Origin of the sequence: Streptomyces sp. NPDC001728 (genome assembly GCF_040297565.1) — a bacterium.
Classification (GTDB): domain Bacteria; phylum Actinomycetota; class Actinomycetes; order Streptomycetales; family Streptomycetaceae; genus Streptomyces.
In genome coordinates, this window is the sequence record NZ_JBEOZK010000002.1 from 195314 (window position 1) to 213400 (window position 18087).

Consider the following 18087-nt stretch of genomic DNA (forward strand, 5'->3'; position numbering starts at 1 on the left):
CTGCGGCAGGGAAGACCCGGGCGAAGGCCTAGGCGGCCAGGCCCAGCGCGGCCATCCGCTTGGTGTGCGCCTCGGTGATCCGGGAGAACATCCGGCCGACCTCCGCGAGGTCGAAGCCGTCCGCCACGCCGCCGACCAGCATCGTCGAGAGCGCGTCGCGCTCGGCGACCACGCGCTGGGCCTGCGACAGCGCCTCACCCATCAGACGGCGGGCCCACAGCGCGAGCCGACCGCCGACGCGCGGATCGGCGTCGATCGCCGCGCGGACCTTCTCCACGGCGAAGTTGCCGTGGCCGGTGTCGTCGAGCACGGACAGCACGAGCCCGCGCGTGTCGGAGTCGAGGCGGGCCGCGACCTCCCGGTAGAAGTCGCTGGCGATCGAGTCGCCCACATAGGCCTTGACCAGGCCCTCCAGCCAGTCCGACGGCGCGGTCATGCGGTGGAAGTCGTCGAGTGCCTTGGCGAAGGGCTCCATGGCCGCGGTCGGCTCGGCGTCCACCTCGGCGAGGCGGTCGCGCAGCCGCTCGAAGTGGTGGAACTCGGCCGAGGCCATCTTCGCCAGCTCCGCCTTGTCGCCGAGGGTCGGCGCCAGCTTGGCGTCCTCGGCGAGCCGCTCGAAGGCCGCGAGCTCTCCGTAGGCGAGGGCGCCGAGGAGGTCGATCACGGCGGCGCGGTACTGCGGCTCCTCGGCGGCCGTCGCCCAGTCCTTGGCGGCGATCCCGGTGGGTGTGGCGTTGTCAGGCGTCTCCATGGAGCGCACAATAGCCCGCTCGCGCACCAGGGGAAGGCGCTGGTCAGTCAGTGTGACCGTGCCCTCATCACCATTTCCCCCAACACACATGCGCGATTCCGGGGTACAGTGATAAGGCGCCTGCTGATTATGCGGACATGCTTTCGCACGTTCGGACGTATTCGGTGGGCCGACTCATGAATGAGGATGCCCGGTCGGTGGCCCGATCGGCTCCGGCCCGACAGCCCTTCCGGCGGACCCGCGGAAGGGTCACCCTCAGCGGTACGACGCTCGAGCGACGGCAGTGGTCCCGCGCCGCCCGGCAGAGATCCCCCAGGATCCAACCGGCAGTTCCTGGCACGGTACGACCCCCTTCGTTCGCCTCGCGCCGCGTCTCACAGAAGAGGCAGCACCCTGACTACGACTTTCCGAGAACTCGGAATCCTTCCCGAGACGGCCGAGGCCCTTGAGGCCGTCGGCATCGTCACCCCCTTCCCCATCCAGGAGATGACCCTTCCGGTCGCCCTCACCGGCACCGACGTCATCGGCCAGGCCAAGACCGGCACGGGCAAGACCCTCGGTTTCGGTCTCCCCATCCTGGAGCGCGTCACCGTCCCCATGGACGTCGAGATGGGCCGGGCCAAGCCCGAGCAGCTCACCGACGCCCCGCAGGCGCTCGTCGTCGTCCCCACCCGCGAGCTGTGCCAGCAGGTCACCAACGACCTGCTCACCGCCGGCAAGGTGCGTAACGTCCGTGTGCTCGCCATCTACGGCGGCCGGGCGTACGAGCCCCAGGTCGAGGCCCTCAAGAAGGGCGTCGACGTCGTCGTCGGCACCCCCGGCCGACTGCTCGACCTGGCCGGCCAGCGCAAGCTCGACCTGTCGCACGTCAAGGTCCTCGTCCTGGACGAGGCCGACGAGATGCTCGACCTGGGCTTCCTGCCCGACGTCGAGAAGATCATGAACATGCTTCCGGCGAAGCGTCAGACCATGCTGTTCTCGGCCACCATGCCGGGCGCGGTCATCGGCCTGGCCCGCCGCTACATGTCGCAGCCGACGCACATCCGCGCCACCTCGCCCGACGGCGAGGGCGTCACCGTCGCCAACATCAAGCAGCACGTCTACCGCGCGCACAACATGGACAAGCCGGAGATGGTCTCCCGCATCCTGCAGGCCAACGGCCGCGGGCTCGCGATGATCTTCTGCCGCACCAAGCGCACGGCGGCCGACATCGCCGAGCAGCTGGAGCGCCGCGGCTTCGCCTCGGGCGCGGTCCACGGCGACCTCGGCCAGGGCGCCCGCGAGCAGGCGCTGCGCGCCTTCCGCAACGGCAAGGTCGACGTGCTCGTCTGCACCGACGTCGCCGCCCGCGGCATCGACGTCGAGGGCGTCACCCACGTCATCAACTACCAGTCGCCCGAGGACGAGAAGACCTTCCTCCACCGCGTCGGCCGCACCGGCCGCGCGGGCAACAAGGGCACGGCCGTCACCCTGGTCGACTGGGACGACATCCCGCGCTGGCAGCTCATCAACAAGGCGCTGGGGCTGGACTTCAACGACCCGGTCGAGACGTACTCCTCGTCCCCGCACCTCTTCGAGGAGCTGGACATCCCGGCGGGCACCAAGGGCATCCTGCCCCGCGCCGAACGGACCCGCGCGGGTCTGGGCGCGGAGGAGCTGGAGGACCTGGGCGAGCCCGGCGGACGCCGTGCGCGCGGCCCGAAGACCGACAGGCCCGAGCGGACCGAGGAGCGCCCCGAGCGCACCCGGACCCCGCGTCAGCGCCGTCGCACCCGTGGCGGCGAGTCCGACGCCCCGGTGTCGGCGGCCCCGGCCGCCGAGTCGGCGCCGGTGACGGTACCGGTGACCGTGCCGGCGACGGACGAGGCGCAGGCCGAGTCCGGCCCGCGTACCCCGCGCCGCCGCCGTCGCACCCGCGTCGGCGCCCCGGGCGCCGCTCCGGTGACGCAGCCGCAGTCGGCTCCGGTGGCCCAGGCCGCCGCTCCGGTCGCCGCCCCGGTCACCCGGGCCGTGGTGGAGGCCGCTCCGGCGCCCGCCGCCGAGGCCCCGGCCGCCGAGCCGAAGACCCCCCGCCGCCGTGGCCGTACGGCCGCGCGTCCGGAGGCCGTGCGCTCCGCCCCCGTGTCCCAGGCCCCCGTATCCCAGGCCCCCGCGGCCCAGGAGCCGGCCCCGGCGCCGCGCCGTCGTCGTCCCCGCATCCGCCCGGTCGAGGACACCGTCTCCTTCCAGACCGTCGAGACCGCCGCGGCTGCCCTGCGCGCCGCGCCGGCCGCCCCGGTCGTCGAGGCCGCGCCCGCCCCGGTCGCCGTCGAGGAGGAGCCTGAGAAGGCTCCCCGTCGCCGTACGGCCAAGAAGGCCACCACGGCCGCCGCCCCGGCCGCCACCGTCGTCGCCGAGCCGGTCGTCGAGGCCGTCGTCGCCGCCCCGGCGGTCACCGAGCCCGTCGCGCCCGTCGTCGAAGCCCCGGCGGCCCCGGTCACGGCCGAGGTTCCCGCACCGCGTCGTCGCCGTGTGGTGCGCAAGGCGGCCGGTTCGCCGGTCACCTCCACCCCGGTCGTCGAGGCGATCGTGGAGCCCGCGCCCGCCCCGGTCGTCGAGGAGGAGCCGAAGAAGCCCGCGCGGCGCCGTGTGGTCCGCAAGGCCGCCGGTTCCCCGGCCGTCTCCGCCCCGGCCGAGACGGTCATCGTGACGGCCCCGGTGGCCGAGGCCGCTCCGATGGTGGAGGCCGCTCCGGCCGCCGCCGTCGAGACCCCGGTGGAGGAGCCGAAGAAGGCCCCCCGTCGCCGTACGGCCAAGAAGGCCGCCGTCGTCGAACCGGCCGCCGAGCCGGTCGCCGAGGCCGTCGAGGCGCCTGCCGCCGAGGAGGCCCCGAAGGCTCCCCGCCGTCGGGCCGCCAAGAAGACCGCGGTGGCCGCCGAGGCGCCCGACGCCTCCGAGCCGAAGGTCCCGGCCCGTCGCCGTACGACGAAGAAGGCCGCGGCTGCCGCCGAACCGGCCGCCGAGGCCGAGGCGCCGAAGGCCCCGCGCCGTCGCACCACGAAGAAGGCGGCGGCCCAGCCGGAGAGCTGAGCCCGTCCGTCCCACCGCCGCGGCCCGGCCCCTCCCCAGGGGCCGGGCCGCGGCGTCTTACGCGGGCCGCCCCGGTACTCGCCGCTCCGGTTACAGTCCAGACATGAGCAAGCCCCGGTCCCTCGCCCTGCCGCCCCGCACCCGTGCCCATCGGCTGGTGACCGCGCGCGGCGCCTTCGCCGTGCTCGACACGGCACCGGCGGGCGACCGGCGCGGCACGGTGCTGCTGCTGCCCGGGTACACCGGCAGCAAGGAGGACTTCCTCGGCCTGCTCGGGCCGCTGAGCGAGGCCGGGTACCGGACCGTCGCCGTCGACGGGCGCGGTCAGCACGAGACCCCGGGCCCGCGCGGCCGGGCCGGCTACCGGCGCCGGGCGCTCGCGCTCGACGCGGTGGCGCAGGCCGCCGCCCTCGGGGACGGTCCCGTCCATCTGCTCGGCCACTCCTTCGGCGGCCTGGTGGCCCGCGCGGCGGCCTCGCTCGCCCCGCGCGCCTTCCGTTCGCTGACGCTGCTCTCCTCGGGCCCGGGCCGGGTGGCCAGGCCGCAGCGCATCCGGGTACGGGTGCTGCGCGCCGCGCTCGCGCTGCTGCCCAAGGAGCGCGTCTGGCAGGCGATGTGCTGGCTGGACAGCCGGGGCGAGGAACCGGACACGGACGACGCACCCCAGCTCGCGGGCTTTCTGCGGCGGCGCTGGATGCGCACCCGTATCGCCCAACTCTCGGGCACAGGAAGACTGTTGCTCAGTCGGCAGGACGGTACGGCCCAGCTGACCGCGCTGCGGATGCCGCTGCACATGGCGTACGGGGCGGACGAGATGGTCTGGTCGACCGCGGACCTCGCGGCGGCGGCGGCCCGCACCGGCGCGCACCACACGGTGGTGGCGGGCGCCGGTCACTCCCCCAATGTGTCGCACCCGCGCGAGCTGGCCGACCGGCTCATCGAGTTCTGGGAACGGCCCGCGTCAGAACTGCGCCTTGAGGTGCTGCCAGAAGCCGTCCCGCAGGGCACGCCGGAGTGAGGCGTGGCCGCGCAGGGAGCGGCTGAGCAGGCGTTCCGCCTCGACCAGCAGGTCCTGGTCGACGGGTCCCGGCAGATAGGGCGCGCTGGGCAGGAGTTCGGCGAGCCGGTCCCTGCCGCGCTCGCCGAGCCAGGTCGCCGCGATCTGCGCGCCGATGAAGCGCACCTCCTCGCGGGAGGGCGGCGGCTCGCCCTCGTTCTCGTACGTGGTGACCGGGCGGCGGGTGACGTACGGGCGGCAGAAGTCCAGCTCGAAGGTGCGCTGGCTGTCGACCTCCCAGAGCAGCGCCTCGGCCTGGTTGCGCCCCTCGGCGGCCTCGATGCCCCAGAGGTGGACGCGGGCGCCGTAGCCCTGCGCCGCCTCGACGGCCGAGACGAGGTCCTCGTCGCCGCCGACGAGCGCGGCGTCGCTGATGGCGCGGTGGCGGGCGAGGGACTCCAGGTCCGTGCGGATCAGGGAGTCGACGCCCTTCTGCTGGTTGTTGGCGTTGAGGTTGCCGAGGCGGACCTTGACGTCGGGGAGTTCGGCGATGGCCTGCTGCTCGGGCGTGTGGATACGGCGTCTGGCCCCGTCGTACCAGTAGACGCGGAGCAGTCTGCTGTCGGCGAAGATCGTCCGGGCCGTGTCGATGAGCGCCTCGATGAATCCCTCGGAGTCGAGGTCGAAGGAGCGCCGGTCCTCGGTACCCGCCACAAGCAACCCGGCCGCAGCATGGACGTAACCCGCGTCGACGAAGATGGCGTGGGTGGAGGGAGTCTTGGCGACCTCCGCCAGCATCCGCTGGAGGAGCTCATTGGTGCGCTCCAGGCGGGCGTCCAGCGCGTGGAGGCGGGTGTCGGTCTCGGTCACCTGAGTGGTGTCTGCGTCGTTCATACGGGGCTCATTGTCCGCCGCTCCGGGCCCGGCCGCCACACCCTCCTACCCGTTAGTAGTTAGACATCCGAAAATTTTCCTTAGCGTAAGGAATGTTTGCAGGGTGCAACTCGTTGGACCCCTATGTAACGCAGTTCTCCATCAGGAGGATCAACTCAGACGAAGGGAGAAGCCTGTGCGCTTCGAAATCCTGCGACTCGACGACATCGACGGCACGCCCGTCGACCGGACCGTCGTGGACGCCGCCTCCGTCAACCGGATCGTGCAGCAGGCCGCCTCGATCGGCCAGCGCATCTGGATCCGCCCCGCCGAGACCTCGGCCTCGTAACAGGTCAGGTCCACACCACGCACCGCGCCCCCGCACGGACTTCGCAAGAGCGGAATCCGTACGGGGGCGCAGTGGCGTCCGGGGGCTCCCCGGTGCCCGGTCAGGCGTTCTGGATGACCTGGGTGACGCCGTTGATGATCTGCTGCACCGCGATGGCGGAGAGCATCATGCCCGCGAGCCGGGTCACCAGGACCACGCCGCCGTCCTTGATGACGCGGATGATCAGCAGCGAGTACCGCATGGTCAGCCAGAGCACGACGTGCATGGCCGCGATGGCGGTCCAGACGGAGACCTGCGAGGCCACGCTGTCGGCGTTCTGCACGGCGAGGATGACCGAGACGATGGCACCGGGCCCGGCGAGCAGCGGCATGCCGAGCGGGACGAGGGCGACGTTCACGTCCTTGGTCTGCTTGGGCTCGTCGGTCTTGCCGGTGAGCAGGTCGAGCGCGATGAGCAGCAGCAGGAGACCGCCCGCGATCATCAGCGCAGGGACGGAGACGTGCAGGTAGTCGAGGATCTGCTGCCCGAGCAGACCGAAGACGGTGATGACGCCGAACGCCACGGCGACGGCCTGCCAGGCCATCCGGCGCTGCACCTTGGCCGGGCGGCCGGAGGTGAGGGCGAGGAAGATCGGCGTGATCCCGGGGGGATCCATGATCACGAAGAGGGTCAGGAAGAGCGAGCCGAAGACGGCGACGTCGAACACGGTGGGGTGCCTTGCGGGAGATGCGAACGGTGGGGTGCCGGCCCGACCGGGCGGAATACAGGATTCCGGAGGCGGGGCAGGAAGAACGCCGCCACGCGCGACACGGGGTCACGGGGGACGGACCGGAAGGAAGAGGGGCCCTGGGACGACGGGGGGGCCTGGCCTGCGGGCTGGACCGGACGGACATGGCCGGACGGACATGGCTGGACGGACATGGCTGGACGGACATGGCTGGACGGACATGGCCGATCGGGCAAGGCCGGGCTGACCGGGCTCGGCCTGGCAACCACCGGGCCGGGTGCGACCCGACCGGCCTGAGCGACCCGACCGACCCGACCGACCCGACCGACCCGAGCGGCCTGAGCGGCCTGAGCGGCTCGACCAGCTCGACCAGCTCGACCAGCTCGACCAGCGAGCCTGCCGGAGCGCGGCGCGGACCTGCCTGGAGCGGACCCGGTCCGACTCGACCCGAGCAGACCCGGCCCGTATCGGCCCGGCCGGTCCAACCCGACCCGGCCGGACTGGACCCGGAGCCGACCGTCCGGCCCATGGCCGTCCCGACCGGAGCGAACCGGGCTGGACCCGGTCGAGTTCGACCCGTACCCGAGCGAACGGTCCACGCCCGGCCCGGCCGGGCCGGAGCCAGGTCCGGCCGGAACCCAGCCGTTCGGCCCGCCGCCGCGTGCCGTCCCGTGCGCGGTCCGGCCCTAGGGGCCGACCGTCGTCAGGGCTGTGCGGGCGCGGGTCCCCCCGCGCCGGGGACCGGGAAGGCCCCTGCGGCACGACGGGTGATCTCGCCGTAGATCTCGGGGTCGGTCGTGTAGTCGCCGAGGCGGCAGGTCTTGCGGCTGCCGTGGTAGTCGCTGGAGCCGGTGGCCAGCAGTCCGAGCTCCTTCGCGAGCCCCCGCAGCCGCGCCCGCGTCGCCTCGTCGTGGTCCATGTGGTCGACCTCGATGCCGTCGAGACCGGCCTCGGCGAGCCGGGCTATCGAGGCCTCGGGCAGCACCTGGCCGCGCTTGACGGCGAGCGGGTGCGCGAAAACGGTGACACCGCCGGCCGCCTTGACGAGGCGGATCGCCTCGACCGGGTCCAGCTCGTGCTTCCCGACGTACGCCCGGCCGCCGTCGGCGAGCCAGTCGGGCGTGAACGCCCCCGACACATCCGGTACGACCCCCAGCTCGACAAGTGCCTCGGCGACGTGCGGGCGGCCCACGGAGCCGTCGCCGGCGATCCGGGCGACCTGCTCCCAGGTGACGGGCACGCCCAGCTCCTGGAGCTTGCCGACCATGGCACGCGCGCGCGGGACGCGGTCGTCGCGGACGAGCTCGCGCTCGGCGAGCAGCGCCGGCTCCTCGGGGTCGAAGAGGTACGCGAGCATGTGGAGGCCGATCCCGTCGACCCGGCAGGACAGCTCGGCGCCGGTGACGAGGGTGAGGCCCTCGGGGAGCGCGGCGATCGCCTCGGCGTGGCCGCGCGTGGTGTCGTGGTCGGTCAGGGCGACGACGTCGAGTCCGGCGGCGGCTGCGTTCCGTACGAGTTCGGCCGGGGAGTCCGTACCGTCGGAAGCCGTGGAGTGGGTGTGCAGATCGATGCGCACGACGCGGAACTCCGGGGACTCGGCACGGACGAGGGACGCTCCAGCATAACGGGCGAATCGAACACGCCGGTACGGAACGTCACCACCGGCCACCCCGCCCGGCGACCGCTCCCCATGGGCCCACGAGCCCGCAGGCCCGGCAGGATCCGAGGGACCGTCCCCAGGACGACAGGCCCTAGTTCAGCAGCCTCGGTGTCAGCGCGCCGCACGGGAGCAGTTCGACCTCGGCGCCCGCGTCGCGCAGGTCCGTCAGGACCAGCTCGTCGTACATGAGGAGACCGGACTGCTCGGGCCAGACGATCGCCCACAGCCACAGCCCGCAGGCCTCCCCCGCGAAGACCGCGCGGTCCGGCGGAGCGCCGTTCACGTGCCAGAGCGGGGTCGGGCGGCCGGCGGCGAGGACCTTCGTCTGCGGGGGTTTCTCGATGGCCATGCCCGCACCGGGGTCGGGGCCGTCGATCCCGGCGTACCGGGCGCCGAGGCCGACGCCGAGTTCCTCGGCGATCAGGAGCAGCTCACCGATGCCGCCGAGGGGCCCGGGTCCCGAGCAGGCGACGGCGGTCGCGCGTCCGCCGCTGCGGTCGTCACCGGCGTACGCGACGCCCGTGAAGAGCCAGCCGACGGGCAGGGGCCACGGCATCCAGACCGGCACCTGGGACCGGTGCACGACGACACCGAGAGCCTCGACGCTGGGCGGGATCACGGGCTGGAGCGGGTGCACCGAGCCGTGCACATCACACTGCCAGGAGTCGGCGAAGAGTCCGGGCGCCCTGACTCGGCCACCGCACTTCGGACAACTGGGTTCGCCCCTCATAGGGCTCAACGGTCCTACCCCCGGAGCCCCGCGTCAAGGACGATCACGGACGATCACCCGTCCGGCCCGTGCCGTTCACCCGGCGCCACCCGCGAATATACATGTAGCTTGCACTTATTAGACTGTCTAACTTATCGTGTGCATATTCCCACCATCTCGACGCGGAGGAGCCGCAGCATGCAGAGAGCAGAAGACGACGAGACCCCGGCCGCGGCCGGGGTCGGCATCCTGCGCCAGCCGCCCGCCGTCTGGGCCACCGCCGGCGCCTCCGTCGTCGCCTTCATGGGCATCGGGCTCGTCGACCCGATCCTCCCGTCGATCGCCCAGGGGCTGCACGCCACCCCCAGCCAGGTGTCGCTGCTCTTCACCTCGTACTTCCTCATCACCGCCGTCGCGATGCTGGTGACCGGCTTCGTCTCCAGCCGCATCGGCGGGCGCAGGACCCTGCTCGCCGGACTCGCGCTGGTCGTCGTCTTCGCCGCGCTCGCCGGCACCTCCGACTCCGTCGGCCAGCTCGTCGGCTTCCGGGCCGGCTGGGGCCTCGGCAACGCCCTCTTCGTCTCGACCTCGCTCGCCGTGATCGTCGGCGCCGCGGCCGGCGGCAGCGCGGCGGCGATCCTGCTCTACGAATCGGCGCTCGGCCTCGGCATGGCCTGCGGGCCGCTGCTCGGCGCCGTCCTCGGCAACGCGAGCTGGCGCTACCCCTTCTTCGGCACGGCCGCCCTGATGGCGATCGGCTTCCTCTGCATCACGGTCTTCCTCAGGGAACAGCCGAAGCCGGCCCGCAAGGTCTCCCTGCTCGACCCGATCCGGGCGCTCGGCCACGGCGGGCTCGCCTCGGCCGCGGCGGCGGCGTTCTGCTACAACTACGCGTTCTTCACCGTGCTCGCCTTCACCCCGTTCGTACTGAACATGACGCCGTACAAGTCGGGCGCGGTGTTCTTCGCCTGGGGCGTGCTGCTCGCCGTCTTCTCGGTCCTGGTGGCGCCCCCGCTCCAGCGGCGCTTCGGCTCGCCGGCGGTGCTCGGCGGCTCGCTGGTGCTGCTCGCGGCCGATGTCGTGGTGCTCGGCTACGGCAGCCACACCACCGCGATCGTCTGCACGGTCCTGTCGGGCGCGTTCATCGGCGTCAACAACACCGTCTTCACCGAGCTGGCCCTCGGCGTCTCGGACGCCCCGCGCCCGGTCGCGAGCGCGGGCTACAACTTCGTCCGGTGGTTCGCCGCGGCGGCGGCCCCGTACCTCGCCCCGAAGATCGAGGAGTGGAGCGACGTCCACATGCCGTTCGTGGTGGCGGGCGTGGCCGCGGTGCTCGGCGCCGTGATCGTCCGGGTCCGGCGCACGGCCCTCACCCGCGAGGTCGGGGAACTGGCCCCGAAGCACGCAGCGGAGGACGGCGTGGGCGTCTTCGCCGACTGACGCTCCGGGCCGTGCCCGGACCGGAGCCCCCGGCCGGTCGGCCGGCCCGGGAGCCGGTCAGTCCAGATCCACGGACCTGCGCAGCGGATCGCGCAGGTCCGTCCCCCGTGCCAGCCAGCGTTCCTCCAGGGCCTTGGCCCCGTGCACCCGCTTCCACGCGGCCTCGTTCGAGGTCATCGGCAGGAGCGGCAGGAAGCGCACCGGATCCATCGGCTCGTCCAGGCCGAGGTCCTCGACCAGACCGCCGGACTCGGCGACCAGCACCGAGCTGAAGGCGGCGCCCGGCCAGAGCGGATCGCCCACGTCGAGCGAGGCGCCCGGAGCGACGATCACCCCCTCGACCTGCGGGGTGGCGGCGAGGACCGCGAGCGGGCGCAGCACCTTGTCGGTGTCGGCGAGCCCGGCCCGTACGGTCAGGACCAGCTCGGCGCGCGGACCCTTGACCGGGTCGGCGAGCGCCGCGGTCGGATCGGCCATCGGCTGTGCGGACATGCCGAGGGTCGCGTACCGCACGAGATCGCCGTCGACGAAGCGCAGCACCTCGATCCGGTCCGTGCCGAGGAACGTCACCGCGGCCCGCGCGTCCGGTTCTCCGAGGGCCGTCCGCAACCGGGCCTCGACCAGAGCAAGAACTTCTCCCATGGGTTGAGCATAAAGCGCGTATGGAACGGGCAAAGGAAGGGATTGACCCTCAGTCGGCTGATAGTCTTGGCCGCTGGTCGGGAGTCCCGAACTCCCGACTACTCGTCACACGTCATCCCTCACGGGGGACCGGCCGGAGGAGGTGGGGCTGCGATGGACCGAAGTCGATCGGGCAGTACCAGCCGCTCTTCCGACCCGCACCCGAGCCCGGTGCGTACGTCTCTCCGGTGATTCCAGGTCCGCACGGATCTTCTTCTCCGGCATCTCGCACGACGGAAGAGCATTTCGCCTTTGCCTGTCAGTAGCGAACGCCGTCACCGCGACCCTTCGGTGCCGCCCGCTTTGTGGACGACGTAGCTCCACGTCCCCATTCCGGGCTGCGCCGGGCTCGCCGACGGCCTCTCCGTGAAGGAGCATGCCCATGTCGATGATCCGTGACCTGCGCGCCGCCGTCCGCCCGAGCCTGCTGCACCCGCTGCGCAAGACCCCGACCGCGTACACCTCGTACGACCCCACCCGCGACCACTCGGCCTCCAGCGCCGTGGTCGACTGCGCCGTCTACCGCGACGGGCGCCGCATCGACGACCGCGAGTGCCTGACGCCGCGCGGCGCGATGAGCCAGGTGCGGGAGAGCGGCGGCTTCGCCTGGATCGGTCTGCACGAGCCGACCGAGGCCGAATTCGCCGGTATCGCCGCCGAGTTCGGGCTGCACCCGCTCGCCGTCGAGGACGCCGTCCACGCCCACCAGCGGCCCAAGCTGGAGCGGTACGACGACACCCTCTTCACCGTCTTCAAGACCATCCACTACGTCGAGCACGCCGAACTCACCGCCACCAGCGAGGTCGTGGAGACCGGCGAGGTCATGTGCTTCACCGGCCCCGACTTCGTCATCACCGTCCGGCACGGCGGCCAGGGCTCCCTGCGCAACCTCCGGCACCGCCTCCAGGGCGAGCCGGAGCTGCTCGCCAAAGGCCCCTCGGCCGTGCTGCACGCCCTCTCCGACCATGTCGTCGACGGCTACATCGCGGTCGCCGACGCGGTCGAACTCGACATCGACCAGCTGGAGATCGACGTCTTCTCGCCGGCCGCGAAGGGCTCGACGCGCGGCACGGACACCGGCCGGATCTACCAGCTGAAGCGTGAGGTACTGGAGTTCAAGCGGGCCGTCACGCCGCTCATGCGCCCGATGCAGCTGCTCAGCGAGCGCCCCATGCGGCTGGTCGACCCCGACATCCAGAAGTACTTCCGGGACGTCGCCGACCACCTCGCCCGGGTCCAGGAGCAGGTCGTCGGCTTCGACGAACTGCTCAACTCGATCCTCCAGGCCAACCTGGCGCAGGCGACCGTCGCGCAGAACGAGGACATGCGCAAGATCACCTCGTGGGCGGCGATCGTCGCCGTCCCCACGGCGGTCTGCGGCGTGTACGGCATGAACTTCGACCACATGCCGGAGCTGCACTGGAAGTACGGCTACCCGATGGTGCTGACCGGCATCATCGCGGTCTGCTTCACCATCCACCGCACCCTCAAGCGCAACGGCTGGCTGTAGGGGGGTCATGCCGGGCAGGCCGGACACCCCCTGGATACCCTTCAGTCATGACCGACACGCTCACCGGCGCCCTCGTCGAGGAGGCCACCAAGAAGTCCGGCCTCGTCTGGGTGCGCGGCACCGGACCCGCCCGCGCGCTCTGGCACGTCTGGCACGACGGGGCCGCCTTCGTCGTCGGCGACGGCCCCGGCGAGCAGCCGCTGCCGGGCCTCGCGGACGGCGGGACGGCCGAGGTCACGGTCCGCAGCAAGGACAAGGGCGGCCGACTCGTCGCCTGGACCGCCGCCGTACGCGAGCTCGCCCCCGGTACGGACGAGTGGGACGCGGCGGTCGCCGAGCTCAAGGGCAAGCGGCTCAACGCACCCGACGGCGAGGCCATGACCGGCCGCTGGGCGCGCGAGTGCCGGGTGCTGCGCCTCGAACCCCGCGGCTCGACCACGGAGCTGCCGGACGGCTCGCTGGCCGCCGTACCGCTGCCGACGGAGGCCACGACCCGCGAACCGGTACCGGCGGGCCTCCCGAAACTCCTGCTGAAGCGCCGCAGGCGCTGATCCCGTCAGCCGGCCGGACCGCTCAGGTCCGGGGCAGCTGCTTGCCGTAGTCGAGGGTCTCCCCCGTCGAAGGCGCGGCGAGCGGGAAGTCCTTGTTCCACTCGGAGAGCACCACGACGCCCGCGCCCCCGCCCCGCGCGAATCTCAGCGGGTACGGGGAGCCCTCAAGGGCCACGTCGAGGGTGCCGCCCTCGCCGTCCGCGCCGCCCTTCACCTTGACCGTGCGGACCCCGCCGATCTGGTCCCGGTCGCCCTTGACCATGTCGCCGTGCAGACCGATCAGCCCGTCCAGCAGCAGCCCCATGTCGGTGAAGCCGCGCAGCTGCTTGTACGAGGGGTCGCCCTGCGGCACCTTCACGTACTTGTCGTCGAGCTTGTCGGCGGCCTCGGCGTCCGCCTTCGTCGGCGTGTCGCCGCCCTTGTCGTCGTGCGCCCAGAAATCCGCGTCGGCCTTCAGATAGAGCGCGTCGCCGACCCGCAGCAGCTCGAAGGTGCTGTTCTTCGTCACCACGGAGCCGGTGGCGCCGTCCTGCTTCAGACGCATGTTCAGCTTGAACGTGTCGCCCTTGCTGACCAGGGTGCCGGAGAGCCGTACCGCCTTCGCCGCGTCCGCCACGGAGCGCGCCTTGCCCTCGATCTCTGGCGCGGAGAGCTTCCCCACGCCGTTGGTCCCCTCGTCCGGGTCGGCTGCGCAGGCGGTGACCCCCACGCTCAGACCGGCGCAGAGCGCCAGGGGCACGACGGCCCTGCGGATACGCGATGACGGGGCACGAACGGCCATCAGCGCTACCTCTCATGTCGTGGGGGACACGGGCCGCGGCCGTACCGGACTACGGGATACCGGGGCGGCGGCCGTCTGAACTGCCTGGTCCGCCGGGCGGCGGACCGCCGGCGTGCCGGTGGGGACGGCAGACCGCAGCGTACCCGGGCCGGGTGACGGCCCAGGCGGCAGCCGTACGGAGGCGCTGCCGGGGCGGGCCGGAACGCCACGGGCTAGCCTGAACCCGGCAAAGCTCGGCAATGACTCGAATCGTGCGGCACCGAGGAGGCGCGTGGCATGGCGGCAGGCGCCCCCCGGATCTTCGTCTCCCATCTCGCGGGAGTCCCGGTCTTCGACCCCGTGGGCGACCAGGTCGGCCGGGTCAGCGACCTGGTGGCCATGCTGCGGGTCGGCCGCAGACCGCCCCGGCTGCTCGGCATGGTCGTGGAGGTGCTGAGCCGCCGCCGGGTCTTCGTCCCCATGACCCGGATCACGGGCGTCCAGTCCGGCCAGGTCATCACCACCGGCGTCGTCAACATGCGCCGCTTCGAACGGCGCCCCACCGAGCGGCTGATCCTCGGTGAACTCCTCGACCGGCGCGTCCGGCTGGTGGGGCCCGGCGGGGAGGAGGGCGAGGAGGTCACCGTCCTCGACATCGCCATCCAGCAGCTGCCCGCCCGCCGCGACTGGGAGATCGACAAGGTCTTCGTCCGCAAGGGCAAGGGCGGGGTGCTGAGCCGCAAGGGCGAGACGCTGACCGTCGAGTGGTCGGCGGTCACCGGCTTCTCCCTGGAGGAGCACGGGCAGGGCGCCGAGAGCCTGGTCGCCACCTTCGAGAAGCTGCGTCCCGCCGACGTCGCCAACGCGCTGCACCACCTCTCCCCCAAGCGGCGCGCCGAGGTCGCCGCGGCGCTCGACGACGACCGGCTCGCCGACGTCCTCGAAGAGCTGCCGGAGGACGACCAGATCGAGATCATCGGCAAGCTCAAGGAGGAGCGGGCGGCCGACGTCCTGGAGGCGATGGACCCGGACGACGCGGCCGACCTGCTGTCCGAGCTGCCCGAGGAGGACCAGGAGCGGCTGCTGACGCTGATGCAGCCGGACGACGCGGCCGACGTCCGCCGCCTCCTGGCGTACGAGGAGCGCACGGCGGGCGGTCTGATGACGACCGAGCCGATCGTGCTGCGGCCGGACGCCACGGTCGCGGACGCGCTGGCCCGGGTCCGGCAGCAGGACCTGTCGCCGGCGCTCGCCGCGCAGGTGTACGTGTGCCGACCGCCGGACGAGACGCCGACCGGCAAGTACCTGGGCACGGTGCACTTCCAGCGGCTGCTGCGGGATCCGCCGTTCACGCTGGTCAGCTCCCTGGTGGACAGCGATCTGCCGCCGCTCGGCCCGGACACCCCGCTGCCGGCCGTCACCAGCTACCTCGCCGCGTACAACATGGTCGCGGCTCCCGTGGTCGACGAGAGCGGTTCGCTGCTCGGCGCGGTGACCGTCGACGACGTGCTCGACCACCTGCTGCCGGAGGACTGGCGGGAGACCGAGTTCCACGAGGAGGGGGCGGGGCATGGCGGCTGAGCGCACACAGGAGCGGGACCGGGAGCGCGAGCGGACGGGTCCCCGCATCCGGCTCGACCTGCCGCGCGAGCGGCGGGCCCGGTTCCTCCCGGAGTACGACCCCGAGGCCTTCGGCCGGCTCTCGGAGCGGATCGCCCGGTTCCTGGGGACCGGACGGTTCCTGGTCTGGATGACGCTGACGATCATCGTCTGGGTGCTGTGGAACATCTTCGCCCCGGGGGTGCTGAAGTTCGACGAGTACCCGTTCATCTTCCTGACGCTGGCGCTGTCCCTCCAGGCCTCGTACGCGGCGCCGCTGATCCTGCTCGCGCAGAACCGGCAGGACGACCGGGACCGGGTCAATCTCGAACAGGACCGGAAGCAGAACGAGCGGTCGATCGCGGACACCGAGTACCTGACGCGGGAGATCGCGGCGCTGCGGATGGGCCTCGGCGAGGTGGCCACCCGCGACTGGATCCGGTCGGAGCTCCAGGACCTGGTCAGGGAGCTGGAGGAGCGCCGCGGTCTATTCCCGTCCGGCGACCACCGGGGAAGTGACGTACCCGACCGTTGACAGGCCTTTCATGGGCAGGTGGTATGCGCCGTACCATCATCGGTATGGCTACGGAAGACGCGGTGCTCGAAGCGCTGGCGACGGTGAACGACCCTGAGATCAACAAGCCGATCACTGAGCTCGGCATGGTCAAGTCGGTGGAGATCGAACCGGACGGCAAGGTCGCCGTCACGGTCTACCTGACGGTCTCCGGCTGCCCGATGCGCGAGACCATCACGCAGCGCGTGACCGAGGCCGTCTCTCGGGTCGAGGGCGTCACCGCCGTCGATGTCTCGCTCGACGTGATGAGCGACGAACAGCGGAAGGAGCTTGCCGCGGCGCTGCGCGGCACGGGAGCGGAACGCGAGGTGCCGTTCGCGAAGCCCGGATCGCTGACCCGGGTGTACGCGGTGGCCTCCGGCAAGGGCGGTGTCGGCAAGTCGTCCGTCACCGTGAACCTGGCCGCGGCGATGGCAGCCGACGGTCTCAAGGTCGGTGTCGTCGACGCCGACATCTACGGCCACAGCGTGCCGCGGATGCTGGGCGCCGACGGGCGTCCGACCCAGGTCGAGAACATGATCATGCCGCCCTCGGCACACGGCGTGAAGGTCATCTCGATCGGTATGTTCACCCCGGGCAACGCCCCGGTCGTGTGGCGCGGCCCGATGCTGCACCGCGCGCTCCAGCAGTTCCTGGCGGACGTGTACTGGGGCGACCTGGACGTCCTCCTGCTCGACCTGCCCCCGGGCACCGGCGACATCGCGATCTCGGTCGCGCAGCTCGTCCCGAACGCGGAGATCCTCGTCGTCACGACCCCGCAGCAGGCGGCGGCCGAGGTCGCCGAGCGGGCCGGCTCGATCGCCGTCCAGACCCACCAGAAGATCGTCGGCGTCGTCGAGAACATGGCGGGCCTGCCGTGTCCGCACTGCGACGAGATGGTCGACGTGTTCGGCACCGGCGGCGGCCAGCGGGTCGCGGACGGTCTGACGCGGACCACGGGCGCGACGGTCCCGGTCCTCGGCTCGATCCCGATCGACGTACGGCTCCGCGAGGGCGGCGACGAGGGCAAGCCCGTCGTCCTGTCCGACCCGGACTCCCCGGCGGGTGCGGCCCTGCGCTCCATCGCCGGCAAGCTCGGCGGCCGTCAGCGCGGCCTCTCCGGCATGAGCCTGGGCATCACGCCGCGCAACAAGTTCTGAGACCGGCCCGTTCCGGCAGAGGGGCGCCCCTTCGGGGGCGCCCCTCTCCATGCCGTCAGGCGTACGCGTCGAGATCCTTGATCTGTGAGAAGCCGAGCCCGTAGGCGCTCATCCCCCGCCCGTACGCCCCGATGTGGACGCCGTCCGCTGACCCGGCGAGGACCCAGCCGAACTCGGACTCCCGGTAGTGGAACGGCACCGGGACGCCGTCCACCGGCAGCGACAGCGTGGACCACTCCGCCCCTTCGAGGTCGTCGGCGAGCTCGAAGGCCGTCTCGGTCTGCTGGTCCAGCCAGTTGTCGCGCGTCGCGTGGTCGAGCGAGGCGGGCCAGGTGTGGACGAGCAGCCCGCTGCCGGCCAGCCAGGCGGCCGAGGAGACGGTGGTGGCGTCGAGGACGCCGGTGCCGTCGCCGGTCCGCCGGACCGGGCTCGCCGCGACCGTGACCACGACCGCGAACCGCTCCTTCTCCGCGGCGCTCGCGTCCGACTTTATCGACGGCGCGTCACCGTGCCCGGTCGATCCGTGCTGCACGCTGCCGTCCGCCGCCGTGCCGACCTGCATCAGCCAGCGGGGCCCGGTGAACGCCTCGTCGAGGCCGTACCAGGCGAAGGGCGCGCGCAGATAGCCCTCGGCGGTCCGCCGGGCCGTCGGTACGCCCTCCACCCGACTCGTGGTCTCCATCAAGGCCGCCTCCTCG

17 protein-coding genes are annotated in these 18087 nt (G+C 72.3%); 9 read left to right on the top strand and 8 right to left on the bottom strand.

Translation table 11 applies throughout. From position 1 onward, the window contains the following. Positions 1-28 precede the first annotated feature (28 nt). On the bottom strand, positions 29-751 hold the full coding sequence (locus tag ABT154_RS03775; RefSeq protein ID WP_317878847.1) for a ferritin-like fold-containing protein: 723 nt from the start codon (positions 749-751) through the stop codon (positions 29-31). A 486-nt stretch (positions 752-1237) separates the two neighbouring features. Here ABT154_RS03775 and ABT154_RS03780 point away from each other — a divergent pair, with 486 nt between their 5' ends. Together ABT154_RS03780 and ABT154_RS03785 are read left to right on the top strand one after the other, a co-directional pair. Further along, complete coding sequence (locus ABT154_RS03780; protein WP_351852395.1) at positions 1238-3820, top strand: DEAD/DEAH box helicase; 2583 nt, start codon at positions 1238-1240, stop codon at positions 3818-3820. A 103-nt stretch (positions 3821-3923) separates the two neighbouring features. Further along, complete coding sequence (locus ABT154_RS03785) at positions 3924-4838, top strand: alpha/beta fold hydrolase (protein ID WP_351852398.1); 915 nt, start codon at positions 3924-3926, stop codon at positions 4836-4838. Here ABT154_RS03785 and ABT154_RS03790 read toward each other — a convergent pair. Further along, complete coding sequence (locus ABT154_RS03790; RefSeq protein ID WP_351852400.1) at positions 4782-5711, bottom strand: NYN domain-containing protein; 930 nt, start codon at positions 5709-5711, stop codon at positions 4782-4784. The two genes, ABT154_RS03785 and ABT154_RS03790, sit on opposite strands and share 57 nt — an antisense overlap. Before the next feature lie 175 nt (positions 5712-5886). Here ABT154_RS03790 and ABT154_RS03795 point away from each other — a divergent pair, with 175 nt between their 5' ends. Beyond that, positions 5887-6039 carry a DUF8834 family protein gene (locus tag ABT154_RS03795; protein WP_086024648.1) on the top strand — a complete coding sequence of 51 codons (153 nt, stop codon included), beginning with the start codon at positions 5887-5889 and terminating at the stop codon, positions 6037-6039. A gap of 100 nt (positions 6040-6139) precedes the next feature. Here ABT154_RS03795 and ABT154_RS03800 read toward each other — a convergent pair whose 3' ends face one another. The 3 genes from ABT154_RS03800 to ABT154_RS03810 all read right to left on the bottom strand — a co-directional run bounded on the left by ABT154_RS03800 (position 6140) and on the right by ABT154_RS03810 (position 9156). Further along, a complete protein-coding gene (locus ABT154_RS03800; protein ID WP_189800030.1) occupies positions 6140-6745 on the bottom strand; it encodes a MarC family protein in 606 nt (201 codons plus the stop codon). Positions 6746-7469: 724 nt separating this feature from the next. Beyond that, positions 7470-8342, bottom strand: a complete 873-nt coding sequence (locus tag ABT154_RS03805; protein WP_351852405.1) for a PHP domain-containing protein — start codon at positions 8340-8342, stop codon at positions 7470-7472. A 175-nt stretch (positions 8343-8517) separates the two neighbouring features. Beyond that, positions 8518-9156: a DUF6758 family protein gene (locus tag ABT154_RS03810; protein ID WP_351852408.1), complete on the bottom strand. Its 639-nt coding sequence runs from the start codon at positions 9154-9156 to the stop codon at positions 8518-8520. A 177-nt stretch (positions 9157-9333) separates the two neighbouring features. Between ABT154_RS03810 and ABT154_RS03815 the strand changes: the two genes are divergently transcribed. Then, positions 9334-10575 (top strand): MFS transporter, encoded by a 1242-nt coding sequence (locus ABT154_RS03815; RefSeq protein ID WP_351852410.1) that lies wholly within the window; start codon positions 9334-9336, stop codon positions 10573-10575. 57 nt (positions 10576-10632) lie between these two features. Here the strand turns inward: ABT154_RS03815 and ABT154_RS03820 are convergent, their stop codons facing one another. After that, positions 10633-11217, bottom strand: a complete 585-nt coding sequence (locus ABT154_RS03820; RefSeq protein WP_351852412.1) for a suppressor of fused domain protein — start codon at positions 11215-11217, stop codon at positions 10633-10635. Positions 11218-11638: 421 nt separating this feature from the next. Between ABT154_RS03820 and ABT154_RS03825 the strand changes: the two genes are divergently transcribed. Then, complete coding sequence (locus ABT154_RS03825; protein WP_056551431.1) at positions 11639-12766, top strand: magnesium and cobalt transport protein CorA; 1128 nt, start codon at positions 11639-11641, stop codon at positions 12764-12766. Between the two features lie 47 nt (positions 12767-12813). Next, a complete protein-coding gene (locus ABT154_RS03830; RefSeq protein ID WP_351852415.1) occupies positions 12814-13317 on the top strand; it encodes a hypothetical protein in 504 nt (167 codons plus the stop codon). A 22-nt stretch (positions 13318-13339) separates the two neighbouring features. On the opposite strand, the gene ABT154_RS03835 is transcribed toward ABT154_RS03830, so the two are convergent. Beyond that, a complete protein-coding gene (locus ABT154_RS03835; protein WP_351852418.1) occupies positions 13340-14098 on the bottom strand; it encodes a hypothetical protein in 759 nt (252 codons plus the stop codon). A gap of 276 nt (positions 14099-14374) precedes the next feature. Between ABT154_RS03835 and ABT154_RS03840 the strand changes: the two genes are divergently transcribed. Genes ABT154_RS03840 through ABT154_RS03850 form a run of 3 tightly spaced genes read left to right on the top strand, consistent with a single transcriptional unit; the run spans position 14375 to position 17389 of the window. Continuing rightward, a complete protein-coding gene (locus ABT154_RS03840; protein WP_351852420.1) occupies positions 14375-15658 on the top strand; it encodes a magnesium transporter MgtE N-terminal domain-containing protein in 1284 nt (427 codons plus the stop codon). Beyond that, the gene (locus ABT154_RS03845) at positions 15648-16211 is read left to right on the top strand and encodes a DUF1003 domain-containing protein (protein ID WP_351852423.1); all 564 of its coding nucleotides are present in this window, start codon (positions 15648-15650) and stop codon (positions 16209-16211) included. Before ABT154_RS03840 ends, ABT154_RS03845 begins: the two co-directional genes overlap by 11 nt. A gap of 44 nt (positions 16212-16255) precedes the next feature. Next, the gene (locus tag ABT154_RS03850; protein WP_351852425.1) at positions 16256-17389 is read left to right on the top strand and encodes an Mrp/NBP35 family ATP-binding protein; all 1134 of its coding nucleotides are present in this window, start codon (positions 16256-16258) and stop codon (positions 17387-17389) included. A 55-nt stretch (positions 17390-17444) separates the two neighbouring features. On the opposite strand, the gene ABT154_RS03855 is transcribed toward ABT154_RS03850, so the two are convergent. Beyond that, positions 17445-18071 carry a hypothetical protein gene (locus tag ABT154_RS03855; RefSeq protein ID WP_351852426.1) on the bottom strand — a complete coding sequence of 209 codons (627 nt, stop codon included), beginning with the start codon at positions 18069-18071 and terminating at the stop codon, positions 17445-17447. Positions 18072-18087 lie beyond the last annotated feature (16 nt).